Annotated in this window: 21 protein-coding genes and 5 pseudogenes; 20 read left to right on the forward strand and 6 right to left on the reverse strand. The window is 42.3% G+C overall.

Features of this window, described 5'->3' with window-relative positions:
• Window positions 1-29 precede the first annotated feature (29 nt).
• From GS3922_RS05525 to GS3922_RS05545, 5 genes and pseudogenes are all read left to right on the forward strand, one after another.
• Window positions 30-1,400 (forward strand): sensor histidine kinase, encoded by a 1,371-nt coding sequence (locus GS3922_RS05525; protein WP_063165544.1) that lies wholly within the window; start codon window positions 30-32, stop codon window positions 1,398-1,400.
• Window positions 1,401-1,407: 7 nt separating this feature from the next.
• The gene (locus tag GS3922_RS05530) at window positions 1,408-2,079 is read left to right on the forward strand and encodes a response regulator transcription factor (RefSeq protein WP_042411692.1); all 672 of its coding nucleotides are present in this window, start codon (window positions 1,408-1,410) and stop codon (window positions 2,077-2,079) included.
• A 12-nt stretch (window positions 2,080-2,091) separates the two neighbouring features.
• Window positions 2,092-2,583: a hypothetical protein gene (locus GS3922_RS18120; protein WP_236933437.1), complete on the forward strand. Its 492-nt coding sequence runs from the start codon at window positions 2,092-2,094 to the stop codon at window positions 2,581-2,583.
• 416 nt (window positions 2,584-2,999) lie between these two features.
• A complete protein-coding gene (locus tag GS3922_RS05540) occupies window positions 3,000-3,695 on the forward strand; it encodes a C40 family peptidase (protein WP_042411693.1) in 696 nt (231 codons plus the stop codon).
• A gap of 147 nt (window positions 3,696-3,842) precedes the next feature.
• Window positions 3,843-4,784: pseudogene (locus GS3922_RS05545) on the forward strand (IS1634 family transposase); the annotation flags it as partial.
• 231 nt (window positions 4,785-5,015) lie between these two features.
• Here the strand turns inward: GS3922_RS05545 and GS3922_RS05555 are convergent.
• From GS3922_RS05555 to GS3922_RS05565, 3 genes and pseudogenes are all read right to left on the reverse strand, one after another.
• Window positions 5,016-5,816, reverse strand: coding sequence for an ExeA family protein (locus GS3922_RS05555; RefSeq protein WP_063165547.1), 801 nt, complete (start codon window positions 5,814-5,816; stop codon window positions 5,016-5,018).
• Window positions 5,809-7,059: an IS481 family transposase gene (locus GS3922_RS05560; RefSeq protein WP_063165548.1), complete on the reverse strand. Its 1,251-nt coding sequence runs from the start codon at window positions 7,057-7,059 to the stop codon at window positions 5,809-5,811. Before GS3922_RS05560 ends, GS3922_RS05555 begins: the two co-directional genes overlap by 8 nt.
• A gap of 141 nt (window positions 7,060-7,200) precedes the next feature.
• Window positions 7,201-7,763, reverse strand: a pseudogene (locus GS3922_RS05565) (DUF6431 domain-containing protein).
• Between the two features lie 785 nt (window positions 7,764-8,548).
• On the opposite strand from GS3922_RS05565, the pseudogene GS3922_RS18470 reads away from it, so the two are divergent.
• Both GS3922_RS18470 and lgt read left to right on the forward strand, forming a co-directional pair.
• A pseudogene (locus tag GS3922_RS18470) lies at window positions 8,549-8,695 on the forward strand (hypothetical protein); the annotation flags it as partial.
• Window positions 8,674-9,480, forward strand: coding sequence for a prolipoprotein diacylglyceryl transferase (lgt, locus tag GS3922_RS05570; protein ID WP_042411707.1), 807 nt, complete (start codon window positions 8,674-8,676; stop codon window positions 9,478-9,480). The pseudogene GS3922_RS18470 and the gene lgt, both read left to right, overlap by 22 nt.
• 163 nt (window positions 9,481-9,643) lie before the next feature.
• Here lgt and GS3922_RS05575 read toward each other — a convergent pair whose 3' ends face one another.
• The gene (locus GS3922_RS05575; RefSeq protein WP_063165549.1) at window positions 9,644-10,777 is read right to left on the reverse strand and encodes an IS4 family transposase; all 1,134 of its coding nucleotides are present in this window, start codon (window positions 10,775-10,777) and stop codon (window positions 9,644-9,646) included.
• 137 nt (window positions 10,778-10,914) lie between these two features.
• Here GS3922_RS05575 and GS3922_RS05580 point away from each other — a divergent pair, with 137 nt between their 5' ends.
• The 6 genes from GS3922_RS05580 to GS3922_RS05605 all read left to right on the forward strand — a co-directional run bounded on the left by GS3922_RS05580 (window position 10,915) and on the right by GS3922_RS05605 (window position 17,593).
• Window positions 10,915-12,033, forward strand: coding sequence for an RNA-guided endonuclease InsQ/TnpB family protein (locus tag GS3922_RS05580; protein ID WP_063165550.1), 1,119 nt, complete (start codon window positions 10,915-10,917; stop codon window positions 12,031-12,033).
• Between the two features lie 364 nt (window positions 12,034-12,397).
• Complete coding sequence (locus GS3922_RS05590) at window positions 12,398-14,605, forward strand: copper-translocating P-type ATPase (RefSeq protein WP_236933438.1); 2,208 nt, start codon at window positions 12,398-12,400, stop codon at window positions 14,603-14,605.
• A gap of 3 nt (window positions 14,606-14,608) precedes the next feature.
• On the forward strand, window positions 14,609-14,989 hold the full coding sequence (locus tag GS3922_RS05595) for a cupredoxin domain-containing protein (protein WP_063165553.1): 381 nt from the start codon (window positions 14,609-14,611) through the stop codon (window positions 14,987-14,989).
• 459 nt (window positions 14,990-15,448) lie between these two features.
• Window positions 15,449-15,640, forward strand: coding sequence for a DUF2933 domain-containing protein (locus GS3922_RS17125; protein ID WP_035021201.1), 192 nt, complete (start codon window positions 15,449-15,451; stop codon window positions 15,638-15,640).
• Between the two features lie 124 nt (window positions 15,641-15,764).
• Window positions 15,765-16,148: a DUF302 domain-containing protein gene (locus tag GS3922_RS05600; RefSeq protein ID WP_042535852.1), complete on the forward strand. Its 384-nt coding sequence runs from the start codon at window positions 15,765-15,767 to the stop codon at window positions 16,146-16,148.
• 146 nt (window positions 16,149-16,294) lie between these two features.
• Complete coding sequence (locus tag GS3922_RS05605) at window positions 16,295-17,593, forward strand: cell wall-binding repeat-containing protein (RefSeq protein ID WP_417935471.1); 1,299 nt, start codon at window positions 16,295-16,297, stop codon at window positions 17,591-17,593.
• 293 nt (window positions 17,594-17,886) lie between these two features.
• Here GS3922_RS05605 and GS3922_RS05610 read toward each other — a convergent pair whose 3' ends face one another.
• A complete protein-coding gene (locus GS3922_RS05610) occupies window positions 17,887-19,020 on the reverse strand; it encodes an IS4-like element IS5377 family transposase (protein ID WP_063165554.1) in 1,134 nt (377 codons plus the stop codon).
• Window positions 19,021-19,347: 327 nt separating this feature from the next.
• On the opposite strand from GS3922_RS05610, the gene GS3922_RS05615 reads away from it, so the two are divergent.
• From GS3922_RS05615 to GS3922_RS05645, 7 genes and pseudogenes are all read left to right on the forward strand, one after another.
• Window positions 19,348-19,614, forward strand: a complete 267-nt coding sequence (locus tag GS3922_RS05615; protein ID WP_043968129.1) for a hypothetical protein — start codon at window positions 19,348-19,350, stop codon at window positions 19,612-19,614.
• A 194-nt stretch (window positions 19,615-19,808) separates the two neighbouring features.
• Window positions 19,809-20,681 (forward strand): annotated as a pseudogene (locus GS3922_RS05620) (histidine kinase dimerization/phospho-acceptor domain-containing protein); the annotation flags it as partial.
• Window positions 20,682-20,726: 45 nt separating this feature from the next.
• A complete protein-coding gene (locus GS3922_RS05625) occupies window positions 20,727-21,308 on the forward strand; it encodes a TVP38/TMEM64 family protein (protein WP_063165555.1) in 582 nt (193 codons plus the stop codon).
• 119 nt (window positions 21,309-21,427) lie between these two features.
• On the forward strand, window positions 21,428-22,408 hold the full coding sequence (locus GS3922_RS05630; RefSeq protein ID WP_063165556.1) for a F510_1955 family glycosylhydrolase: 981 nt from the start codon (window positions 21,428-21,430) through the stop codon (window positions 22,406-22,408).
• Window positions 22,409-22,519: 111 nt separating this feature from the next.
• Window positions 22,520-23,248 carry an urease accessory protein UreH domain-containing protein gene (locus tag GS3922_RS05635; protein WP_063165557.1) on the forward strand — a complete coding sequence of 243 codons (729 nt, stop codon included), beginning with the start codon at window positions 22,520-22,522 and terminating at the stop codon, window positions 23,246-23,248.
• A gap of 24 nt (window positions 23,249-23,272) precedes the next feature.
• Window positions 23,273-23,470, forward strand: a complete 198-nt coding sequence (locus GS3922_RS05640; RefSeq protein ID WP_063165558.1) for an SHOCT domain-containing protein — start codon at window positions 23,273-23,275, stop codon at window positions 23,468-23,470.
• Between the two features lie 245 nt (window positions 23,471-23,715).
• Window positions 23,716-24,648, forward strand: a pseudogene (locus GS3922_RS05645) (RNA-guided endonuclease InsQ/TnpB family protein); the annotation flags it as partial.
• Between the two features lie 72 nt (window positions 24,649-24,720).
• Here the strand turns inward: GS3922_RS05645 and GS3922_RS05650 are convergent.
• Window positions 24,721-26,169, reverse strand: coding sequence for an IS66-like element ISBst12 family transposase (locus GS3922_RS05650; RefSeq protein WP_062898466.1), 1,449 nt, complete (start codon window positions 26,167-26,169; stop codon window positions 24,721-24,723).
• Window positions 26,170-26,183: the final 14 nt, after the last annotated feature.

A 26,183-nucleotide genomic window follows, 5' to 3' on the forward strand; every position in this document is an offset into this window, starting at 1 on the left:
GGGAATAAGCTGATAAGGAAGGGACAAAAGTGCGAAAAATTTCATTTAAATTAGGACTATTATTTTTTGTATTCGTATTAGGAATAGAGACGGTTTTATTTGTGTCACTATATGTTACTTTGGTTCATTCTCGAATTAATGAGGAATTTGAGCAGCTGTTGGCAAGAGGGAACAACCACCGCGATGTGTTAGAAAAAAATTATGATCCTTCTACGTTAGAACATGTCACCATGATGGAGTCTGAAGCGGAAACGGATGTCGTTATTACAAATGAAAATGGGAAGATATTGTATTTTTCAGATCATATTTTGCCATTTGCAAAAAGAATCATAAAAAAAGCAAATAAAAACATTCCCTATGGCGGGATGATTGTGCAAAAAAATTGGCAGAAAGAGTCGCACATTTCAACAGTAAGCCCGATTCGGATTGACGGCAAGATCAAAGGGTATGTCTATATGTTTCAAAATACGGATTCTATTCAAAACATGATTTATAAGTTAAAGCATCATTTCCTTATGGTTGGAATTCTTTCCGTATTTTTAACGATTATTACGATTGCTTTCTTGTCAAGAATCATTACCATTCCTCTCATTCGCATGAAACAAGCGACCGAAAAATTGAGCAAAGGTGATTTTTCTGTTCGTTTGCAAGTAAAAGGGGGGGACGAATTGACGGAATTAGGGAAAGCCATTCAAACATTGGCGAGGGATTTAGAATACTTAAAAAAAGAAAGAAATGAATTTCTCGCCAGTATTTCTCATGAACTTCGCACCCCACTCACTTATGTAAAAGGGTATGCGGATATAGCTAGGAGACCAAACATGGAGGAAGAAGAGAGAAATCGATATTTGTCCATTATCTACGAAGAAGCAGAACATATGCAAAAATTGGTGAAGGATCTTTTTGAATTAGCGAAGATGGAACAACATTCCTTTCAAATCCATAAGGAACCTACAAACTTATGTTCTTTCTTAAAAAAATTGCATGACAAAATGCATCCTGCGTTTCAAGCTAAAAAAATGTCTCTTGTATATTACTGCGATGGAAACATTACCGTCCATATAGACCAAAAACGTTTTGAGCAAGTGATGATAAATCTGTTAGACAATGCTTTAAAATATTCAGATCAAGGCTCTACCGTCTCTATTGATGCAAGAGCGGAGAAAAACAACATTGTGATTATCGTTTCAGACGAAGGCAGAGGGATCCCTGAAGAGGATTTGCCGCATATTTTTGAGCGGTTTTACCGAGTGGATAAATCAAGATCAAGAAACAGCGGCGGAACAGGATTAGGACTAGCCATCGTCAAGGAAATTGTGGAAGCGCACGGAGGATCGATTTACGCCGCAAGTGAATATGGAAAAGGAACAAACATGATCATTACCTTGCCGGAGGGATGAGCATAGCATGTACACGATTTTACTGGTTGACGATGAAAAACGAATGTTAGATTTACTTGATCTTTATCTTTCGCCTAAAGGATATCATTGCGTAAAGTGTGAGTCCGGTTTAGCTGCGATACAGTACTTAGAAAATAACAAAGTGGATTTAGTTTTGCTGGATATTATGATGCCAGAGATGGATGGTTGGGAAACGTGCAAGCGAATTCGGGAATTTTCTAACGTCCCGATCATCATGGTAACGGCCCGAGATCAAACAACGGATATCGTCCAAGGACTGAAAATCGGAGCGGATGACTATATTACGAAGCCGTTTGACGAATCCGAACTGCTGGCGCGCATCGAGGCTGTACTACGCCGTTCAGTAGGAAAACATTCGAAAATGGAGTTTCAAGGTTTAGTGTGGGATGAAGACGAACATAAAGTCCACTATCAAAACAAACCGATTTTTCTAACGCCGAAAGAGTTTGCCATATTGGGTCTGTTTTTGAAGCACCCAAACAGAGTGTTTAGTAGAGAACAAATCATCGTGTCCTTATGGGGCTATAACGCAAATACAGAAGAGCGTACCATCGACTCTCATGTCAAAAATATTAGAGAAAAGCTTAGACAAGTTGGTTTTCCGATCGATCAATTTCTGCAAACTGTTTGGGGGGTAGGATATAAATGGGAGGCATAAGGCAAGAAGAGGATGAAAGAGCAAATCATTGCACTACTCAACACCTATGAAAATGCTGCTTATCTCATCAGCATTGTGATAAATATTATAATTAGTATTTTAGGACTTGTACCAAGCGTTTTTCTCACGGCTGCCAATTTGGCCGTGTTCGGGTTTTGGAAAGGCACCTTTTTATCTTTTGCAGGGGAAGCATTCAAAGCCATTGTCTCATTGATGAATCTAGGATTTTATAAAGAATCTGATTTTCATTATATGACAGTTGGCTATAAAGGTCATACGATTTATGTGGTGAACCAAGAAGAAAATAAAACACTAGGACAAGGGGGATTTTACAGTAAAGATGATGGCAAAACGTGGTTACAAAGTCAATTAAACGGCCTGCCGCAAACTGCTGCAGGAACGATTGCTGCCCACCCAACGGACGCCTGTACTTATCAAACAATCATTAGATTCAAAACAGAAGGAAGGGATATTTTCGGGAGGATCCTCGGGATCTGTTGTTAGTGCTATTAAAAAACTAATACCTTCATTGACAAAAGAAACGAACATCGTTACCATCTTTCCAGACCGTGGTGATCGTTATTTAGATTTAGTTTACGATGATCAATGGTTAAACAAAGTAAAAAGAGAATCCTATTAGATATAGAGGGGGAATCTAAAGGCATTCCCCTTATCTTCTTTAATTATAAATCTCTCTTAATATAATGATTGATATTTTTTGCAATTAAAATTGATTTAACCGCAAGCTTTATGTCTTTTTATGTAATAAATTGACGGTATTTTATGTATTTTTTTGTCGGCTTTTCACACATTCTGCACAATTTTGTAATTAAACTGTAAATCCATCGAAACATTAATGTTATTTTAACATGATAGAATTTGCTCAAAAATACGAAAAGAGTTATAGGGGGAAAACAGGATTGAAAAGGTTAGTAGCATCTTTTGCAATGGCAGGTGTTTTATTGAGTAGTCCAATCGTAAGTAGTGCGGCTCTTGGGGATCAAACATTAAAAATTGGAATGACACACCAAGATGTTAAAGAATTACAACAAATATTAAAAAATAAAGGTTACTTTACATATAAAACAACTACTACATATTTTGGTCCTATTACCAAAAGTGCTGTTATAAAGTTTCAGAAATCAAAGGGCTTAACTGCTGATGGAATTGTAGGTCCTAGTACATTCAAAGCATTAGGCATAAAAAACGCTAAGACTAAAACTACGCAAGTGGAAGGAGTTTCATCTTATAACCCAACAAGGCTGGTTCAAAATGCTAAAAAATATTTGAATGTCCCGTATGTATGGGGAGGAAGTACACCTAAAGGATTCGATTGTAGTGGCTTTTTGAATTATGTATTCAAGGAGAGTGTTGGAATTAGCTTACCAAGAACGGTTGCTGGCATCTATGCTAAAGGTGTGAAAGTTTCTTCTCCTCAAGTAGGAGATTTAGTGTTTTTTGAAACTTATAAGCCTGGAGCTTCTCATGCAGGAATTTATATTGGAAATAATGAGTTTATCCATAGTTCTTCTTCTAAAGGAGTTAGCATTAGTTCTATGAAGAATACATATTGGTCTAAGCGCTATCTAGGTGCAAAAAGAATAATTGTGAATTAAGGGAGCGAAGGAATTGCTCCCTTTTTGTTTGTGTGCCCGGCATGAGACTCACATTTCGCACCCTTCCGACGAAAATCGGGAGGATTTTTTTGCATCGATGTGGAATGAATCCTTGACACACAAGGAATGCAAAGGAGTTTGTCCACCATGGATGTTCAAATTTGTGAGATTTATGACAGTTCCTATTTGAATATAATAAGTGCCCTTTTCCAAGATCTTGACCTTCCCCAGCTCATCGATCGGCTGGTTCCGGTGGATCCCCAATGCCAAACCCGAACCAGCGATGCGGTCAAGCTGATCCTTCTGGATATCTTGAGCGGACGACAAGCACTCGTCCATTTGGAGCGATGGGCGCATGAGATCGATTTGTCGAAGCTGATCCGGCCGGGGCTGAAGCCTTCTTGGTTCAATGATGATGCGTTGGCTCGTCATCTCGACCGCCTGTATGAGGCGGATATTCACAAGGTGATCAGCACTTGCTTGATTCACATTTATCGGAAAGAAGGCCTTCCTCTCCAGGCCTTCCACGCCGATACGACGGACAAGACCGTTTACGGCGCGTATGAATCGGTCTCGTCAGAGGCCCTGCGGATCACGCATGGCTACAACCGGCATCATCGCTGGCAAAAACAGATCGGTTTCGGGCTGATCGGCAACGAGGATGGCATCCCGTTTTACGGCGATGTGCACGACGGCAACCTGCCGGACAAAACGTGGAATCCGGAGGTGCTGTCCCGTGTCCACGAACAGCTCAAACAAGCCAAGATTGAAGACGAATGGATTTACGTGGCCGATTCCGCCGCCATGACGAAAGACACTCTGGCGTAGACGAAAGACGCCAACGCCTTTTTGATCACGAGAGGCCCATCGTCGCTCCGAATCGTCAAAGCTGCTCTGGCGGAAGCGGATGTCCAACCCGATCCAGCGTGGAGCGACTCCTTTTCGTTGGCCGAGAAAAACGGCGCGGCGTACCGGGTATGGGAAACGGCCTCGACGTATGAAGGCCACCCCGTTCGGCTGATCGTCGTCGAATCGAGCGCACTCGACCAGCGCAAAGGAAAAACGCTCGAAAAAGAGCGGGTCAAAGATGTAAATTAGCACATTATTTCGGAACCCCTTTTTCAAATTATTTCAGACGGATTCCGAAATAATGTGCAAAATTTTTGTGAATTATTTCGGATTTTGCAGTTTATTTCAGAACGTTTGCACATTCTTTCGGATGGCGTTTTCCAGTTCCTGATCCGGTGAATGAAACAGAAAAAGAAAAACAAAAAAGGGAAAAACGGGACGCCAAAGGGGCCGATTTCGGCCCCTTTCGTGCTAATACCCCATTTCCTCTGCGGCCATGCGCACCACATCCTCGTCAATGACGTCCTTTTTCAGCTGATGCCCGTACAGCAAGCATGTCGTGGCCAACGTGTTGATCACCCGAGGCCATCCCCGCGACTGCAGGGCAATCGCCTCTAATGCCGATGGGGTGAAGATCGGGTGCTTCGCCCCGGCCTGTTTCATCCGATGCTCGATGTAGCCCGCCACCTCTTCCTTCTCGAGCGGCCCCATCCGGCATCGCATGATGATCCGTTGGTCGAGAGGGTGGTGCTGATTGAGCCGCAGCTTCCCCTGTAAATGGGGCAGCCCGGCCAAAATCAAGACAAATGGGTTGGTCGAATCCATCTCAAAGTTGAACAAGATGGCGATGTCCTGTAAAAATGCATCCTTTGCTAAATGCATCTCGTCCAAAATGAACACCGGCGTGATCCGTCGTTCATGATACAATCGCTCGATCGCCTTCTGGATTTGGCGGAAGAGATCTACCTTGCGGTACTTCGGTTCCTCTCCTAATCCCAAGGCCAGTCCACGGTAAAAATCCATCACGCCTCCGGTCGATAACGGGAAGTAGACCACATGATACAACGAAGGGGACAACGATTCCTTCCACGCCCGAAGGGCGAACGTCTTGCCCGCCCCCGGCTCTCCGATCAACAGCCCGATCCCCCGGGTTCGTTTCACGTACTCCAGCGCCCGCAACGCTTCCTGAAATGACGCCCCTTGATACGCCTCGGACGGGTCTGTTTCTTTCGCAAACGGCTCCCGCGAAAGGGAGTAAAACGATTTATACACCGTGTTCTCCCTCCTTCGCCGGAATCGCCGCAAACGGGGACCGATGGCGCTTTACATAGGCGTTGTCCTCCATACGCACCCGAATGGCTTCCGCCACCCGTTTGCCCTCTTCGTACACATAGACGCCTCGTTCGTCATAGCGGAGCTCAATCGATTGCCCAATGAACCGAGGCGGCACTTCGTATAGCTGCTTATTCAGGGTGATCGTGCCATCGGTTTTCACCTTGCGGTGTTCCCGTTTCAGAAAAATCGCGTCCAGCCAATCGATGTCTTCGATCCACATCACCTGTTCCACCTGAGACTGAAACACCTCATGCGGCGTTTTCCCATCAAGCGAGGCGTGAGGTTTTCGATGATACTCTTCTTCAAGCCACTTCCAAAAACGCTCGTTCAACTCATCAAGCGACTTCGGCGGATTCAGCTCCAACAGCGGATAAAACCGTGTCTGTACGGTGCGGAAGAACCGTTCGATTTTCCCTTTGCTTTGCGGGTCATACGGCTGAGTGTGGATGAGCGTAATCCCCATCTCGGCGCACGCATACTGCAGCACCTCGGACCGATCAATGTTCCCGTTGTCCGAGTAAATGCGTTTCGGCTTCCCGCAACGAAGCACCGCTTCCTTTGTGACGATCCGCAGCCCGTCAAATTTCTCCGAAGGGAAAAATTGGGCGTACGGCACCAACCGCGAGCAGTCATCGATATACGCGATCAAAAACGTTTTCTGGGCTTTCCCATGGACGCGAATCGTGGGTCCATGGGATAAGTCCCCTTGCCATAACTCATTGATCTGGTCATACGCAAAGCGTTTTCGCTCTGGCATCGGCAAGATTTCTTTCCCCACCAGGTTGTGTTTTTTCAACAGTCGGTATATAGTAAAGTATGAGAGGGTGGTGGGAATGTCCCCCTGCTTGGTGAGTTGTTCGTAGAATAGGGTCACGGGCATGGTGGGATGTTCCTTCCTCAATGCTAGAATATGATCCTCATCATCGGGGGACAGACGTCTGGAGCGGCCGCGGTCCGAACGGCGCTTCGGCTTCAAGGCGTCGAAGCCCCCTTTTTTGTATCGGGCGCACCAATCCAGAATCGTCTTCGCCGCAATGGGTTTGTCCCCTTGATGAGGAATCGAATGCACTCGCCCGCCCACCTCATTCAAATACGCCTTGGGCTCCACCTGGCCATTCACCAACGGAGCGATCAGCCCGTACCGAAACAGCGCGATGTCGTGTCTCATCGATTCATCCATCCGGATCTCCTCCCTGTCTCCCTGTGATGTTGGACCGTTCCAGTCCCTCTGCCTCCTATCTTACGAAACGGCTCGAGATTCGTCGAGAGGAAGGGTTTGTGGGAACATCAACCATCTCCATTTCTGGTGTTAAGTAGAAAATCAGGAAGTAATTTGATCCGCAAACGGATGCCACCTCTCGTTTGTCCACAGGTCTTGGATGATCGAGCCCACCCCCCGTCCCTCCAAGGTCTGCATCCACCAAACCGCCCGTTCTGTTCTTGCGTTCCCTACAGGGCCGATGATCCCCCACCTTCTCGCCGCCGCGTGATGCAAGCGAGAGAGATTCCGTAAAAATCGTCGGACATAAAACAAGATGACCTCCTTGGTGGGAAAAACAACCTGTTTGGTCTTCGCTCCTTGCCTTGGCGTTTCGAACCATGCTTTGACCGCTTGCCAAATAACCGATCGTGTATATTGAACATACGGGAGGAGAAAAGAAGGCAGCACACTCACGGTTTTGCGACACTCTCGCGAGCGTATCGTGCGATCCAAAGGTGATACTCCCCCTCTGCCGTCAACGCATAGCGTTGGTAGTATCCGTGACGATGCAAGGGGCGGCGGGATGGACAGTGGGGGCATTGGTTCACGTCGGGAAAATCGTTCCCTTTCCCACGATCCGTATACGTTTGAATGTCAATGCCAAAGTCGTGAAACTGGATCACACTTCCTTCCCCCTCTCCTTGAAACGAATGGAAATCTTCGTCCGAAACAATTCACAAAAAAATTAGCACATTCCTTCAGAAAAGGGGAGAGGGCTTTCTGAAAGAATGTGCAAAAAAATGGGTGTTTTGTGCTGAAATAAAATGATAATTTACAACTATATAGGTTGTAATAAAGAAATTCCGACCTCCATGTCCGTCTTTACTTTATCACCTAACAAGCTGGCACGGTGGCAAGAAGAGCGAACAATGCCATGTAAAACAAAATTGCAACTTATATAGACCGAAAAAGATAATGAAAGTTCATGGTGTGGCAGAAGCATCGTTCTTTCCCTCCATTTCTCCTTCGTCCTGCCTTCATAATAAAACAGCTTGTCGACTTTGTTGACAAGATGAGCCGACTTAATAAACTGACGTTTTTTGTTATATCTAATTGTACTTTAATTATTTTCTCGTACAACGCTGCTTGTACGTATTCAACTAGTTCATATATTGATATACACTGAACGTTTTCTTGACACTTGAGGTAAACCGATTAAGTAAAATGAGTCATTTTTATTATTTTGTTACTCCTTCTACATAACTTCTGCAAATTTATTTATTAAAATACATTCATCAAATTATTAAGAACTATTGATTCAGGAGGATTGTATGAAAACTGTAAGAGTCAAAAGTCTAACAGAAGAAGTACAGGAATTAAATCAATCATTTAGCCGCTAAACTCAATATATTAGTAAATAACTTTGTCAATGGGGTTAGAATAGAATGACAAGGAAAAGCAAGTTTTTCAAATCGTAAATCGTCTTAGAGCGAGAGGCATACCAGCAGAAATTACGAAATCAAGATTAGCTATATTAGCTTATATGTTAGAAAATTCAGAGAAAAAGAATGGAAAGGAGACTTTAGTAAGTAAATGGAAACCATTAAACCTCTAAATCCAATTGCACTGGAATTAGGTCCTTTAAGTATTCATTGGTACGGAATTATTATTGGTACAGGGCTCTTGTTAGGATTGTATATTGCTACTAATGAAGCAGTAAAAAGGGGATTACAAAAAGAGGTATTTACCGACCTTGTATTATGGGCTGTCCCTATAGCTTTGATATGTGCCAGAATTTATTATGTCATCTTTAATTGGTCGTATTATTCGCAACACCCCAATGAGATTATAGCTATATGGAAAGGCGGAATCGCCATTCACGGGGCTTTAATAGGTGCTATTGTCACAACTGTCGTTTTTGCAAAGAAAAAGAATTTGAGTTTTTGGAAATTGGCAGATATCGCAGCACCAAGCATTATACTGGGGCAAGCAATTGGACGTTGGGGAAACTTTATGAATCAGGAAGCACATGGAGGACCCGTTTCAAGAGAGTTTTTAGAAAGCCTTCACCTACCCGATTTTATCATTAATCAAATGTACATTGAAGGAAGTTATTATCATCCAACATTTTTGTATGAGTCTCTATGGGACTTGATAGGGTTTCTGATTTTATTGATATTACAACGTTTAAACTTAAAACGTGGAGAAGTATTCTTGACTTATGTTATATGGTATTCGATTGGTAGATTCTTTATTGAAGGGATGAGAACAGATAGTTTAATGCTAACAGACAATTTAAAAATGGCTCAAGTTTTATCTGTTGTTTTAGTGATTACAAGCACAGTTCTTATATTATACAGACGAACTAGAAAAGGTTTGACGGCTAGGTATAAAGATTAGATTAAACTGTTTTTTAGGCTATCGAAAAAAGATCGATAGCCTCTTTTTAATCCTGTGTATCTAATTAATAAAAAACTTGTAGCCAAAAATCCTGTCTGTGATAAGCTAAACAAATACTTGCTCTTGCCGCTAACACACTATGTTTTAATTTCACGAGTGTTGATTATCCAAAATTATACATACGCCTTCCATAAATTTGGGCATACTCAAACAAAGCAGCGGCCATCCCGGATTTCCAATCGAGAGGAAGCTGCCCAGAGAAAAAACGGCGAACAAACGAAATGAAGGAAAGAGAGACGTTCGTCCGTTTTTTGGTTTGATCATACAGCCATCGCAGCAACACATACGCAATGAACGCCCCAAACAGCTGATTGTATACCGCATTTTCCGTCGTGCCAAACAAGGTTGGGACATTCAGATATTGCTTTACCCAGCGGAAAAAGACTTCAACGGTCCAACGTTGTTGGTACATGTCGGCAATGGTTTCCGCAGACGCATGGAAGAGATTCGTCACGACCCGAATGTCGCGGCCATTTGCATCTCGAAAGATCACCACCCGGTGACGCTTGGTGGAGCGGCATTGTTTCGTCCCCAACTGGCACGTGAAGTCGGCTTGAACCGATGAGGATGTGCTGGAAAGGCGTTTCAAGCTTTTTTTCTGATGAAGTTCGATGTTGTCCTTCATTCGAATGACAAAGAGCTGATGCTGCTCCACAAATCGATCGAGGCGTTCGATTTTGACATACGCCCGGTCTTCCACCAGCACTTGTTGAGCGTTCGTCAACTGTTCTCCCACTGGGCCATCATGACGCAGTCCGATGGTTTCCACCACGTCTGCCGGCAGCGAGGATTCCGGCGAATACGCGACGTGCAGCTTCACTCCGGCGCGTTCGCCGTGATACGGCGCCCATGGCAGGCGGTTTTTCCCGACCGTGACGGTCGTCGAATCCACCACCCGAAGCGGTTTGGGAAACCGAAGCGAACGGCGGGTTTGGCGGTTGCACTTGGAAATGATCAACGCCAACAAGCGTTTCATGATGTCATAGGGAACTTCTTTCGCTTTCTTGGATACTGTGGAATAATGGAATCGCGGCAATCCATACAGAGGCCCCACATCGGCTCCGTGGCGAAAGCTTTTCCATTGATGCATGGCGGCCAGCAGGAAGAAGTGAATCCACTCGCGCAACGTAAAGGTTCGAGACGAATCACGATACCCAACCGCTTCGGCAATCAGTTGAATCTCTTCATCCGAAACAAGTTTTTGCATCAAATTCGGGAGTGTGGTATGCTTGTTCATAGAGAGCACCTCCTGGGTTTGTTTGTGTCGCTACTCACATTCTACAGGAAAGGTGCTCTTTTTTCTATACCCTTTGGATTTTATTGGATAATCAACACGCCTGATATAATATATTTAGTGAAAGAGAGGTGAGACAAATGGACATGACGTTAACAGCCAAAATCAAAATTTACCCAACAGCGGAACAAGCAGAAGTATTGAAAGCCACCCTTTCCGCTTATCGACAAGCGTGCAACGCTGTGTCTGTTGTGATTTTTGACACAAAAGTGCTTGCACAAGCCAAGTTACACGACATGACCTATCGTCTACTTCGATCAAACTACGCGTTGCGTTCGCAAATGGCGCAATCTGTGATTAAAACGGTGATCGCTAGATACCGTTCCCTAAAAAGCAATGGTCATGAATGGACATTGGTTCGCTTTAAAAAACCTGAATATGATCTCGTTTGGAATCGAGATTATTCGCTTGTTCAAGGATTATTTTCTGTCAATACACTAGAAGGACGGATTAAAGTGCCGTTCGAACCAAAAGGCATGGAACAATATTTTGATGGCTCATGGACGTTTGGTACAGCCAAACTCGTCTATAAGCATAACCAATTCTTTTTGCACATCCCTATGACCAAAACGATTCCAACCGTAGATGAACACAACATTCGCCAAGTGGTCGGTGTCGATGTAGGGGTTAACTTTCTTGCAGTAGCTTATGATTCGCAAGGGAAAACCACCTTTTTTAACGGACGAAAAATCAAGCATATGCGTGCGAAGTACAAACGAATGCGAAAAACCCTCCAACAAAAAGGGACGGCTTCTGCGCGTCGGAAGTTGAAAACAATCGGACAACGAGAAAACCGTTGGATGACGGATGTGAACCATACGATCACGAAGGCACTCGTTCGTCAATATGGAGAACGTACCCTTTTTGTATTAGAAGATTTAACAGGCATTCGTGAAAAAACAGAACGTGTACGTATCCATGACCGATATGAAACCGTATCGTGGGCTTTTTATCAGTTCCGTCACATGTTAGAGTATAAGGCACGTTTGCATGGGGCAAAAGTGATGGTGGTTGCTCCGCATTACACCTCTTTGACATGTCCAAAGTGCGGGCATACGGAAAAAGCCAATCGAAAGAAACGTACACACACCTTTTGTTGCCGAACATGTGGATACACCTCAAACGATGACCGCATTGGTGCCATGAACCTTCAACGAAAAGGAATAGAGTACATCGTTGAAGGAACGACACAGGCATGACCTGCGCCGTTGGGTAGTCGTCAACCTGCCCCTGATGCAACCCCAAGTCAAGGAAGGAGGACGAAGTCCGCTCGTACTTCTGGGGAGTTGCAAGCCCCCACTTCAAGCGTTAGCTAAGTGGGGGAAGTTGACTGGTTACTGGTCAACAAGAAGCATGAAGCGAAACGACAGTCCACTATGGAGCCGTGTGCGGCGTCGACAAATCAAAACCGTGATGAAAACAATCATCTTTTTTACAGTTAAATGCGTTCATCAGGATTCAGGTGTCACCTAATTTTCTGAATTTCTCCATAGAATCTACATATTTTATTTTTAACATGATCATAATAAAGAAAGAAAATTTGTTCACGGAGGGGAATTTATTATGAAGAGGAATAAACATATTTCTAGCACCCATAACAAAAATCATCACCATGACCACCATCATCATGATCATGGTCATCATCACGCTCACCATCAAGAGAAACATTCATGTCATCACGAATCCAACACTTTCAGTTCTAGCTCGATACACTCGGATACCTCACATCAAACAGAAGAGAGAGAAAAACACGAAGATGATGAACATGAACAATTGTATCGAAAACTAATGAAAAAATGGTGGTTTGCCGGAATATTGTCGGTTCCTATTATATTGGTATCTTATCCAGATTTTTTTCCAATCATAAGAGATTTGTTGCCTATGGGAAGCAGTCAACTCTGGTTTAGCAGACTGCTCATGGCAGTAGTAGCCTTAATTGTGATGATTTATAGCGGAAGCCAGTTTTTCATTGGGGCATGGGAAGGATTAAAACAACGTTCAGCCAATATGCATACACTGATTGCCATCGGGATCAGTGCGGCATGGATTTATTCGGTTGTCGCCTTGCTTTGGCCGGACTTATTTCCAGATCCATCGATGGCGGAAGTGTATTACGATGTTTCAACGGTTGTCACGGCGTTAGTTGTATTAGGAATGGCGATGGAAGAAAAAGCGAAGGGCAAATCATCTGAAGCGATTAAAAGACTCATTGGTTTACAACCTAAGACGGCTCGGGTGTTAAAAGAAGGAGTCGAAACAGAAATTCCTATATCGCGAATTCAGATCGGGGATATCGTTGTTGTACGGCCCGGTGAAAAGATACCGGTGGACGGGATGATTCTTGACGGAAGTTCAACTGTTGATGAATCGATGTTGACCGGCGAATCGTTGCCTGTACAGAAAGTTCAAGGAGACGAAGTATTTGGCGGCACGATGAATAAAACAGGGAGCTTTACATTTCAGGTGACAAAGTCACCGGATGATACCGCATTATCTAATATCATCAACATGGTGAAGCAAGCTCAAGGCTCCCGTATCCCTGTTCAACGAATTGTTGATAAAGTTTCTGCGATTTTTACTCCGAGTGTAATCATTTTAGCTATCATTGGGTACTTAATTTGGTTTAATTTCGGTCCTTCACCTTCAAGTATGTATGCTCTAATTGTTTTAGTGACGACGCTCATTATTGCCTGTCCTTGTGCATTAGGAATGGCCACTCCTATGTCTTTAACAACCGGGATAGGCAAAGGAGCGGAAAACGGGATTCTCATCCGTTCCGGCGAAGCGCTGCAAATCGCCCAGAAATTAACGACCATCGTTTTAGATAAGACGGGGACGATCACCATGGGCAAACCTTCATTAACCGATGTGATCGCCGTTGGTTCCCTCAAAGAAAAAGAATTAATTTATTTCGCAGCAACGCTCGAACAAGGATCGGAACATCCGTTAGCAGGTGCAATACTTGAAGCAGCTAAAGAGAAAAATATATTGCTGGGAAAAACCGAGAATTTTGAAGCTATACCGGGGCATGGCGTGCAAGGATGGATTGATGGCCACCATGTTCTATTCGGAAACTTAAAACTCATGAAGAAAGGCAACATTGCAACAGAAGCCTATATACAACATGCCGAAAGATTGGCGGACGAAGGAAAAACACCTATGTTTTTGGCGGTTGATGGAAAACCGGAAGGAGTCATCTCCGTAGCGGATGCGGTGAAACAAGATTCTTTAGAGGCAATTACGGCAATGAAAAACATCGGATTAGAGGTGATCATGGTTACGGGGGATAATGAGCGAACGGCGCGTGCAATCGCGAAAAAAGTAGGGATTACCAATGTCATCTCCGATGTGCTTCCGCAGAATAAAGCAGAAATTGTCCGGAAACTGCAAGCAGATGGAAAAAAAGTAGCGATGGTGGGAGACGGAATCAATGATGCCCCGGCACTTACGCAGGCAGATATTGGAATGGCAATTGGAACCGGTACGGATGTAGCGATTGAAGCGAGTGATATTACCCTTGTTAAAGGAAGTTTAAAATCGGTAGTGCAGGCGATTCAAATTAGTCGGGCAACGATGAGAAATGTATATCAAAATTTATTTGGTGCGTTCATTTATAATACACTAGGCATCCCAATCGCTCTTGGCGCGCTCTATCCATTGACCGGTTCATTATTGTCTCCGCTTGTAGCCGCAGCGGCAATGGCGTTTAGCTCTGTTACAGTTGTGGCAAACGCCAATCGCCTGAAACGTTTTAAACCAAAGGAGGTATGATTGATGGATATGACTCAAATGATCGTTAATGTGAGTGGGCTGCTCCTTATTGTTTTCGTTGCTTGGTTTTTCTGGGGGCCTAAAAAGGGCGGATACAAAGCTACCTTCACCCCATCTGGATATCAAGAAGCAGAAATAATCGTCAAAGGTGGCTATACTCCACACATTGTTATAGTAAAAAAAGGAAAGCCGGTGAAGTTTCAATTTATTCGCAAAGAGGAAAACTCTTGTTCGGAAATGGTTGTATTTCCTGAATTCAATAAAAGTGCGGCTCTCCCTGTTGGGGAAAAGGTGACGGTTGAATTTCTGCCAAAAGAAAGCGGAGAATATTCGTTTCAATGTCAAATGGGGATGTATCGCGGGAAAGTAGTTGTCCAGGATTAAAAGATGACATAGTGGTTTTTTCATAAAAGCTGTAAACTAAGCGGAAGAGGAGAGAGACGGAGTCAACTACCCCCACTTAGCTAACGCTTGAAGCGGGGGCTTGCAACTCCCCAGAAGTGCGAACGGACTTCGTCCTCCTTCCTTGACTTGGGGTTGCATCAGGGGCAGGTTGACGACTACCCAACGACATAGGTCATGCCTATATCGCTACCGAGTGGCTCGGCATGTCTGTAGGCAGTACTTGACTTCCACGCACAACAGACGGATGTACGATCGATGTTTTACGGTTGCAACGTTTCCTGCAACCAACTCCCTACATCGAGTAACGGGGATTGGAGTGCCTTGATTCAACGGTTTTCTCCACATTCTTATTCTATCATATACAAAAGAAAGGAGGAAGGGCGATTCCTCCCCGACTTTCGCTCTCGCTTAGAAGTCGGGGTCTCCTCGCCAAAGATGATGAATTGGGCTAATCTTTTAATATTGTTACTATGTCCTTTAATGATGCTATTTTGTATGAGAGGACATAAGCATCATAAACATCATGATCATCATTCTTCTGATCATCATTCCATCAAGGAATTACAGGATCAGATTACAAAATTACAGACAGACAATGAACGATTAAAGGAACAATTAAAAAGTAGATGAGTGGTGAGAAGTGTGTACTAAAAGTGCTCGCTTTTAGTACACACTTGGCTTTTATGTTTAAGTTTTACATACAACTAAGTGGAATAGCATACAAAAATATGTTGGAGAAAGGTGGTTGATGAAAGTGTTTCATTATACGGTTGAAGTACAAAAGGAAATGAATGAAACGATGGAAATATTGGAGGAGAGTTTAAAAAGAGAAGGATTCGGAGTTTTGTGGAAATTTAGCGTCACGGAAAAGCTTCAAGAAAAAGGATTCGATTTTCAAACACCGTTTGTGATTTTGGAAGTATGCAATCCTCAAGAGGCAGCGCGTGTACTTTCTGAAAATTTATTGGCAGGTTATTTTTTGCCATGCAAAATCGTGGTGTATAAAGAAAATGAAACGACAAAAATTGGGATGCCAAAACCAACCATGTTGATCAGCATGATGAATAATGAACAATTGGAACACTTAGCCGAGGATATTGAAAAAAGATTGATATCCTGCATCAATGAGTGTAAATAAAATAAAGTGAAAATCACATTGTTTTTTGATAAAAAGCCTTTTATTAGGCTTTTTTTTTTTTATGGAATTTGGGAAAAGTTTAAAAGTAATAACAAATGGGGATAAATACAATAAAGAAAAGATTCTTTCAGGGAGGATTACATATGATCAGTAAATTACTTAGGGGAGCGCTAGTAGCTGTGCTACCTGTCTTTATCATTACTGGATGTAACAATCAAAACAATGACCATAATCAGATGAATCATGATTCGAAAGAAATGGATCATGCAAATATGAATCATGAAGATATGGATATGTCCTCCAATGATAAAGACAAAGGTAACAAAACAAATGAAATGGAGTTCGCGAAGCCGCCAAACTCATTCAACCGTTTAGCAAGCCAAAACATGATCGTAACAGCGACGAAAAACGTTACTCGTATCAACACGGATGATCCTATTGAGTTATCCGTCATGGTTTCACAAACGGTTTGGCCTGCCACTCATAAAGAAAACCAGCCCGGCGGAATTATTTTAGTGCCCGTTGAAAGTTGGCAAATCGCATTGGCAAGTGTAGACTTAATTCATCATCCGAGCAACGGCCCTGTTTTATTTACAAAAGATCAGAAAATACCAGATGCCGTCTTAAAGGAAATAAACCGCCTTCAGCCTTTAGGCACAGCTGACGGTACGCAAATTATGGTGATGGGAAATCTTGGTAAAAGTGAACTAGATAAATTAAAGAATTTTAAGCTGAAACAAATTAGTGAAACAGATCCAGCTGCGTTTGCGAAAGAAATTGACCAATTTTACAGCGACATTGCCGGCAAGACCCCGCAAAGCGTGATGATTGGTTCTTTGGAAGATAAGGCAAAATTGTACACTCTTATAGCTGCCAATTGGATTGCCCACATGGAAGAACCGTTGTTGTATGTTACGGCAAATGACATTCCGCAACCAACGAAAGAGGCGTTACAGCAAAGAAAAGGAAAAGCAAATATATACCTTTTAGGTCCCGAATCAGTAATCTCTAAAGAAGTGGAAAACGAACTAAAATCATTTGGCACTGTTGTCCGAATCGCAGGCGATACACCGGTGCAACAATCCGTTTCTTTTGCTACTTATAAAGATGAAAAAACAAAATTTGGCTGGGGGCTAAATAATCCGGGGCATGGCGTATCATTTATTTCAACGAAAACCCCTGAATTAGCGATTGCAGCTGCGCCATTTTCTCATCTAGGAAAGCACGCACCTTTAATATGGCTAGAGAATGGAGCATTAACGACGGATGTATATGAATTTTTAGCTCGTTTAAAACCAACTTTTACTGTTGAGCCAACAGAGGGACCGTATAACCATGCATTTTTATCTGGTACATTCCGTTCCATCTCTTATCAAACACAAGGAATCATCGATGAAAAGCTCGAAATTATTCCCGCAACCGGAGAAGGACATGCAGGGCATTAGAAGCACGTAAATCTATATACGCAAAACAGCTTGCAAGCCGAGCAAGCTGTTTTTTTTATTTTTGAAACTTGTGGTGTTAATATGATGATGCAAACATATGGCATTCAACTAACATCAAAGGTTCTTGAATTATTCGCATATCATCACATACAACTTCTACAAGCTAATTTGTAATGATTCATGTTGTTTAAGAAACATGTAAGCAACAAAGTATGATTATGATGACAGAGCCATTAGGCCATTAGAAATTCTAATCGATTTTTGAAAATATCTAATTACTACACGAGTGTTGATTATCCAAAATTATACATACGCCTTCCATAAATTTGGGCATACTCAAACAAAGCAGCGGCCATCCCGGATTTCCAATCGAGAGGAAGCTGCCCAGAGAAAAAACGGCGAACGAACGAAATGAAGGAAAGAGAGACGTTCGTCTGTTTTTTGGTTTGATCATACAGCCATCGCAGCAACACATACGCGATGAACGCCGCAAACAGTTGGTTGTATACCGCATTTTCCGTCGTGCCAAACAAGGTCGGGACATTCAGATATTGCTTCACCCAACGGAAAAAGACTTCAACGGTCCAACGTTGTTGGTACATGTCGGCAATGGTTTCCGCAGACGCATGGAAGAGGTTCGTCACGACCCGAATGTCGCGGCCATTTGCATCTCGAAAGATCACTACCCGGTGACGCTTGGTCGATCGGCATTGTTTCGTCCCCAACTGGCACGTGAAGTCGGCTTGAACCGATGAAGATGTGCTGGAAAGGCGTTTCAAGCTTTTTTTCTGATGAAGTTCGATGTTGTCCTTCATTCGAATGACAAAGAGCTGATGCTGCTCCACAAATCGATCGAGGCGTTCGATTTTGAAATACGCCCGGTCTTCCACCAGCACTTGTTGAGCGTTCGTCAACTGTTCTCCCACTGGGCCATCGTGACGCAGTCCGGTCGTTTCCACCACGTCTGCCGGCAGCGAGGATTCCGGCGAATACGCGACGTGCAGCTTCACTCCGGCGCGTTCGCCGTGATACGGCGCCCATGGGAGGCGGTTTTTCCCGACCGTGACGGTCGTCGAATCCACCACCCGAAGCGGTTTGGGAAACCGAAGCGAACGGCGGGTTTGGCGGTTGCACTTGGAAATGATCAACGCCAACAAGCGTTTCATGATGTCATAGGGAACTTCTTTCGCTTTCTTGGATACAGTTGAATAATGGAATCGCGGCAATCCATACAGAGGCCCCACATCGGCTCCGTGGCGAAAGCTTTTCCATTGATGCATGGCGGCCAGCAGGAAGAAGTGAATCAACTCGCGCAACGTAAAGGTTCGAGACGAATCACGATACCCAACCGCTTCGGCAATCAGTTGAATCTCTTCATCCGAAACAAGTTTTTGCATCAAATTCGGGAGTGTGGTATGCTTGTTCATAGAGAGCACCTCCTGGGTTTGTTTGTGTCGTTACTCACATTCTACAGGAAAGGTGCTCTTTTTTCTATACCCTTTGGATTTTATTGGATAATCAACACGCCTGTAATTACTATATAAGTTGCAATTTTGTTTTACATGGCATTGTTCGCTCTTCTTGCCACCGTGCCAGCTTGTTAGGTGATAAAGTAAAGACGGACATGGAGGTCGGAATTTCTTTATTACAACCTATATAATGATAATTCGCGACAAAAATTTGTAAATGTTTATGAACACTTTCTCCATAATTCTCCTTTATTCTAAAACCAGAAAAGGATGGAGGTGTTGAAAATGAAAAAACTTATTTCAGGTTTGTTCGTCCTTGTTTCAGCTTTTGTATTAGCTACAGCTGTTTTTGCAGCAAATAAAAATGATAATAATGATTGGAAAGAAATGTTGCCAATGATGAAACAAATGCATCCAAATTTATCAGAGGAACAATTACAAAAAATGTATGAACAGTGTCGAAATACTAAAAATATGGATCAAATGATGGAACATATGATGAATAATAGCAAAACGAATCAACAAATGATGAAACAAGGATATATGATGTAAAGATCAGTTATTGAAACACTGTAGGCTTAAAACTACAGTGTTTTTTTCGTCCGCCTATTGTTGTATGATATTTGCAAGGCAATATTCGTGTGTATTTTTCACTGTAAAATCCATCGATTCTGCAAATTTATGTTGTAAAATAAAAAGCGCTCTACATAAAAGCAATAATGAGCTCTTATAAGGAAGGGACAAAAGTGCGAAAAATTTCGTTTAAGTTAGGGCTATTATTTTTTGTCTTTGTGTTAGGAATCGAAACGGTTTTATTTGCGTCGTTATATGTGACACTCGTTAACGCTAGAATTAATGAAGAATTTGAGCAGCTGTTAGCGAGAGGGAACAATCACCGTGATGTATTGGAAAAAAGCTATCACCCTTCTACGTTAGAACATGTCACCATGATGGAGTCGGAAGCGGAGACCGACGTCGTTATTACCAATGACAAGGGGAAGATACTATATTTTTCAGATCATATTTTACCATTTGCTAAAAGAGTAATAAAAAAATCAAATAAAAACATTCCCTATGGCGGAATGATTGTGCAAAAAAATTGGCAAAGAGAGTCGTATATTTCGACAGTAAGCCCGATTCGGATTGACGGCAAGAGCAAAGGATATGTGTACATGTTTCAGCATACGGCTTCCATTCAAAACATGATTGATAGGCTAAAACATCATTTTCTAGTCGTGGGCATTCTTTCCGTCTTTTTGACCATTATGACGATTGCTTTTTTATCAAGAGTCATTACGATTCCGCTCATTCGGATGAAACAAGCGACCGAAAAACTGAGCAAGGGGGACTTTTCTGTCCGCCTGCAAGTAAAAGGAGAAGATGAGTTGGCACAGTTAGGAAAAGCGATTCAAACATTGGCAAAGGATTTAGAATACTTAAAAAAAGAAAGAAACGAATTTCTCGCTAGTATTTCTCATGAACTTCGTACTCCGCTCACGTATGTCAAAGGATATGCGGACATCGCGAGAAGGCCAACTATCGAGGAGGAAGAAAGAGCGAAATATTTGTCCATTATTTATGAAGAAGCAGAGCATATGCAAAAGTTAGTGAAAGACTTGTCGTTTGGGGTGTAGGATATAAATGGGGGGATAAGGTAAAAAGAAATGGAAGAGAAGCTCATTACATTGTTTCATACATATGAAAGCGTTGCTTATCTCATTAGTATTGCGATCAATATTGTGATCAGTATTTTAGGCGTTGTACCGAGCGTATTTCTCACTGCAGCTAACTTGGCGGTATTCGGTTTTTGGAAAGGCACCTTTTTATCGTTTGTAGGGGAAGCTGTTGGGGCGATTGTTTCTTTCGTTTTATATCGAAAAGGATTTCACAAACTTTCGGAAACGAAATGGTTTTCCTATCCGAAAGTGAAACGTTTGCTTGAGGCAGAAGGGGTAGAAGCCTTTTCGCTTGTTTTGTCTTTGCGTCTTCTTCCTTTTGTTCCGTCGGGACTTGTGACGTTTGTGGCAGCGATCGGACACACCTCCTTACTGATCTTTATCATTGCCAGCTCGCTTGGAAAGCTGCCAGCACTTTTGTTAGAGGCATATTCGGTTTATCAAGTGATGAATTGGACATGGCAAGGGAAAGTGATATCGACATTTTTGTCTATTTTTTTACTCCTATTTACTTGGAAAAAAATCAATCGAAAAAAGGCTCGAGCTAACAAAATTGAAAGGGATTTATGAAGAGTGACAAAGAAGTTGTTAATATCATATCCAGAGAGAAACAAACTCCATAAATTCTGCAAATTTTTCTGCTATAAAATATACTATGTCTACTTAATACACGAAAAGGAGTATCAGCAATGAAAAAAATGACGAAAGCGATAATGATTACATCGGCTATTCTTCTTCTAAGCGCTTGTTCATCATCCAATGAAAAAAAACAGGCCTTTATTACAAGCAAAGAACAAGCAAAATCGAACGTATCTGTTACCAATAATCCTTTCTTTCAAGAAAAAAAAGAAGGAAAGATCGAGCATTTACATGGAATCGGTTATGCAGGCAACCAAAATGCGATTTACTTTGCTACACATGAGGGGTTACTCGTTTACCAAAACAATAAGTGGTATGAAACGACTTCGTATAAACATGATTATATGGGCTTTTCTGCCACAGACGACGGCTTTTATTCATCAGGGCATCCGGAAGAAGGTTCATCTTTAGGAAATCCACTTGGTCTTGTGAAAAGTTTTGATAATGGACAAACATTGATGAATTTAGGATTTTATAAAGAATCTGATTTTCATTATATGACAGTTGGCTATAAAAGCCATACCATTTATGTTGTGAACCAAGAAGAAAATAAAACGCTCGGACAAGGGGTATTTTACAGTAAAGACGACGGCAAAACGTGGTCGCCAAGTCAATTGAACGGCCTGCCGCAAACGGCAGCGGGAACGATTGCTGCCCATCCAACGGACGAAAATATGGTCGGAATTAGTACATCGGAAGGAATTTTTGTTTCGAGAGATAATGGGAATACGTTTGAACGGTTTACTCGAAAAATCAATACGACGACGTTTGCGTTCCAAGAAAAATTCATTGTATTTGCAGCTGTAGAGAACGATAAACCTATCCTAATCAAACAATCATTAGACACAAAACAAGAGGAAGTTCTTTCTGTTCCTACGCTCGATGAAAAAGACCATATCATGTATATGGCCTCTAATCCGAAAAATGAGAAGGAAATTGTGATCGCCACCATGAACGGGGATATTTTCATGACAAAAAATAACGGTGAAAGCTGGACAAGGATAGCATCGAAAGGGAAAATAAATTTTTAATAAAAGACATGCGGAGGCATGTCTTTTTGCTTAAAATATACCACTCCACAATTTCTGCAAAATTCATTGCTACAATATAGACATCAGATAGAGAAGAAGGTGAGAAGAAGGGTGTATTCGTTCTTGAGTCAAATCAGTAACTTTCTAAGTCAACCGTTTCTTAATATGGCAAATAGCATGACAGCGATTCCTATTTTGTCAGCCTTTCTTCTTGGCATCGTGGGAGCGATGGCTCCGTGTCAACTCACTAGTAATTTAGGAGCGATCACATTATACAGTAATCAGTCTTTGCAAAAAGGAATGGCTTGGAAAGAGTTGCTTTTATTTATTTTCGGTAAAATCGTTGCTTTTTCCGGTTTAGGCTTGATTGTCTGGCTCATGGGGAAAGAGATTCAAAGTACGCTAACATTGTATTTTCCGTGGTTAAGAAAGCTCGTTGGTCCCATTCTCATTCTTGTAGGCTTATATTTGTTAGGGCTTTTTAAAATGTATTGGAACGTTACCTTGTTCAAAGTGCCTGAGAGATGGCGAAAAGGAAAAATCGGTTCGTTTTTCATGGGATTTGGCTTTTCATTAGCTTTTTGTCCAACGATGTTTGTGCTGTTTTTTGTCACTCTCATGCCTCTCGTCTATTCAACGTCTTATGGGGTACTATTACCGAGCATCTTTGCCGTTGGAACTTCTGTACCTGTTATTTTCTTTATCTTTATCCTTTGGTACTTAGGATTTAGCGGCACTGTAATGAAAAAAGGAAGACAAGTAGGGGGGATTGTTCAAAAAGCAGCCGGAATCGTGATGGTTTTACTTGGTATATTAGATACGATCACTTATTGGTTTTAAAGTTAGGAAAAGGAGGGAAACTCAATGATGTTTGGCGGTTCTTTCATGATGGTTGGGATCATGTTATTTTGGGTTGTATTAATCGCCGTTGGTTTTTATCTCTTATATCGTTTTATCAATGATCGTAAAGAAGAACTCTCTCCGATAGAAATATTGAAAGTACGATTAGCCAAAGGAGAGATCTCTTTAGATGAATTTGAACAGCTATCCAAAAAATTGTAGTCGTTATATTGTATACAGGAGATGCGATTTACCATTGCTCCCCCCTTTTTTCATTTCATATAGATGAAGGAAGTTGTTGATTGCATTGTCAACAACTTCTTTTTATCTTAATTAGGCGAGAAGACTCCCACTTCAACAAAGCGAAGCGGAGTAAGTGGGAGATGAATCGCCTTAACTATATTTTGCTGAAAATAGGATAGATTCAGTAAAATATAGTATAATATAGTTAGATGGGAGGTGAAAAAATGTATTTTTGTATCAAACAACAGCTAAATGGTTTGACCAAAGAAGAATACTTGACTCTTCGAGAACTGTGCCATATTGCCAAGAACATGTACAACGTCGGATTGTACAATGTCAGACAATACTATTTTGAACACAAGGAATTTCTTAATTATGAGAAAAACGATCATCTTGCAAAAACTAACGAAAACTATAAGCTGTTAAACAGCAACATGGCACAGCAAATTTTAAAAAAGGTCAATGAAGCCTTTAAATCTTTCTTTGGTTTAATCAGTCTTGCCAAACAAGGAAAATATGACCACAAGGCTATCAGTATTCCAAAATATCTTAAAAAAGATGGCTTTCATTCACTGATCATTGGCCAGATTCGTATAGACGGCAACAAATTTACGATACCGTATTCTCGCCTATTTAAAAAGACTCACAAGCCTATCACGATAACGATTCCGCCTGTGTTACTGGACAAAAAGATTAAGCAGATTGAAATCATTCCTAAGCATCATGCCAGGTTCTTTGAGATTCAGTACAAATATGAAATGCCTGAAGATCAAAGAGAATTAAATGACCAAAAAGCACTGGCAATTGATTTAGGATTAAACAATCTTGCCACTTGTGTCACATCAGACGGCAGATCATTCATCATTGATGGGCGGAGATTAAAAAGTATAAATCAATGGTTTAACAAAGAAAATGCCAGACTTCAAAGCATAAAAGATAAGCAAAAAATCAAAGGCACCACTCGTAAACAGGCTTTGCTTGCTATGAATCGCAATAATAAAGTGAATGATTATATCAACAAGACTTGCCGTTACATCATTAACTACTGTATTGAAAATCAAATTGGCAAACTTGTCATTGGCTATGCGGAAACATTACAACGCAATATTAATCTAGGAAAAAAGACAAATCAAAACTTTGTCAATATTCCTCTCGGGTAACTATTCACCCCAGTGCTAGTGTATAAAAAAGCCCAGCACAAATAGGGCATTTCGGTCATAGAAAATGCCCTAGGTAGCGGAAAGAACTCGATCGATCGTTTCGCCTGCCAACAGAAGACATAACGAATCCCACACGTTTTTTTCGTGTTTCGTCAGTGTGGAAACGATGCTTCTTGCGATGCAAAACGACTGCGCGAATGTTTCTTCGCGAAACGTACCCGAAATGTTCTCTTTGACTTTGACCATGCGAAGATCGCGTTCGGCTTGGTTGTTATCAAAGGGAACATGTACTTCACGTAAGAAACGCAGCGCTTCTTCCTTTCGTTTTTGAAGGCGTCGAACAAAAGCGAGTGCTTTTTTCGGAAGAGGCGTCATCGTTTCTAATCGGTGTTGTGCTCTTTCTAGGATGCGATCATACACTCGTTCCCACCGTCTCGCTTCTTCTTCGGAAAGTGCACCGTGATGGGCTTCGACGGCTTGCTTGGCGGCTAACAGAAACGTGGTCATGCGCATCGCCCACGTATGCCCCTGTTCGATGAATCCTTTTAACTCACGCAAATGGTGGGCATGACAAAGGGCATGGGTGGCATGTGTGTATTTCGGATACGTACCGAACGCATCGTGCATCATCGTCCCTTCATATCGGGGAAGAATCCCGATATCATCGGTCGCTTTTTTTCCACGAGAAGCGTGAGGAGCCAAGTATGTATATCTCGATGTACACGCGACATGCACCCATGCGAGTTTCCCATTGATGCGCAAACTCGTTTCATCGACATGCAGGATGTTGGATTCAAGTAAGGCGTCTTCGATGATGTCCATATTTGATTCCAGCGCTTCGCGTCCTCGTTTCACCATATTGGCAAGGGTTCCTGTACTAATCGAGTGTTGATATAACGCTTCGATTGTATCACTTAAACGCTTGTACGGGATCAATTGGATATGATGTAAATAAACAACGAGCGCCGTGAGCCGTGGACCGTATTGCACATGATTCGTGACATGGGATGGGAATTCGGCTTGTTGCACGCATCGACAATGTGGACACGATTTCACTTCACGTTCATGTTGTGTCACCTCGATCGCCACAGGAGGGACATCAAACACTTGACGGATATCGACTTTGAACGGTTTGACTTCACGCAAAGAAGCTCCACATCCTTGACACGTATGCACACGGTGGACGACACGATGATGTGGATGTTCCACTTGACGGAGCGTCTTCCCCTCATGTCCCTCTTGCCCACCAGGCTTTTTGCCAGACGGCTCGCGGGAGGAACGCTTTTTCTCAAAACGGTCAGAAGATGGGGGCAAATGGCTATTGGAGCTGTTTTTTTTCGTGCGTGCTTCCAGCTCTTGAACACGGTACTTCAGTTGTTCATTTTCTTTGCGTAGTTGTTTGTTTTCGTGACGCAAATGTTCATTTTCTTGAATGAGTTGATGAATGAGCTGTTTTTGTTGTTGAACTTTGCCGATTAAGCTCTCAACTGTAAATACAGCTTGTTGTACCGTCAACATGCGATTCACCTCCT

The sequence above is a fragment of the Geobacillus subterraneus genome (genome assembly GCF_001618685.1).
GTDB classification, from domain to species: Bacteria; Bacillota; Bacilli; order Bacillales; family Anoxybacillaceae; genus Geobacillus; species Geobacillus subterraneus.

Excerpts from the sequence above, each read along its gene's own strand:
- GS3922_RS05530 (WP_042411692.1), top strand. The coding sequence starts at position 1,408 with ATGTACACGATTTTACTGGTTGACGATGAAAAACGAATGTTAGATTTA.
- GS3922_RS18120 (WP_236933437.1), top strand. The coding sequence starts at position 2,092 with ATGAAAGAGCAAATCATTGCACTACTCAACACCTATGAAAATGCTGCT.
- GS3922_RS05560 (WP_063165548.1), bottom strand. The coding sequence starts at position 7,059 with ATGGATGAATCGATGAGACACGACATCGCGCTGTTTCGGTACGGGCTG.
- lgt (WP_042411707.1), top strand. The coding sequence starts at position 8,674 with ATGGAAACCATTAAACCTCTAAATCCAATTGCACTGGAATTAGGTCCT.
- GS3922_RS05575 (WP_063165549.1), bottom strand. The coding sequence starts at position 10,777 with ATGAACAAGCATACCACACTCCCGAATTTGATGCAAAAACTTGTTTCG.
- GS3922_RS05580 (WP_063165550.1), top strand. The coding sequence starts at position 10,915 with ATGGACATGACGTTAACAGCCAAAATCAAAATTTACCCAACAGCGGAA.
- GS3922_RS05590 (WP_236933438.1), top strand. The coding sequence starts at position 12,398 with ATGAAGAGGAATAAACATATTTCTAGCACCCATAACAAAAATCATCAC.
- GS3922_RS05595 (WP_063165553.1), top strand. The coding sequence starts at position 14,609 with ATGGATATGACTCAAATGATCGTTAATGTGAGTGGGCTGCTCCTTATT.
- GS3922_RS17125 (WP_035021201.1), top strand. The coding sequence starts at position 15,449 with ATGAATTGGGCTAATCTTTTAATATTGTTACTATGTCCTTTAATGATG.
- GS3922_RS05610 (WP_063165554.1), bottom strand. The coding sequence starts at position 19,020 with ATGAACAAGCATACCACACTCCCGAATTTGATGCAAAAACTTGTTTCG.
- GS3922_RS05615 (WP_043968129.1), top strand. The coding sequence starts at position 19,348 with ATGAAAAAACTTATTTCAGGTTTGTTCGTCCTTGTTTCAGCTTTTGTA.
- GS3922_RS05625 (WP_063165555.1), top strand. The coding sequence starts at position 20,727 with ATGGAAGAGAAGCTCATTACATTGTTTCATACATATGAAAGCGTTGCT.
- GS3922_RS05630 (WP_063165556.1), top strand. The coding sequence starts at position 21,428 with ATGAAAAAAATGACGAAAGCGATAATGATTACATCGGCTATTCTTCTT.
- GS3922_RS05640 (WP_063165558.1), top strand. The coding sequence starts at position 23,273 with ATGATGTTTGGCGGTTCTTTCATGATGGTTGGGATCATGTTATTTTGG.
- GS3922_RS05650 (WP_062898466.1), bottom strand. The coding sequence starts at position 26,169 with ATGTTGACGGTACAACAAGCTGTATTTACAGTTGAGAGCTTAATCGGC.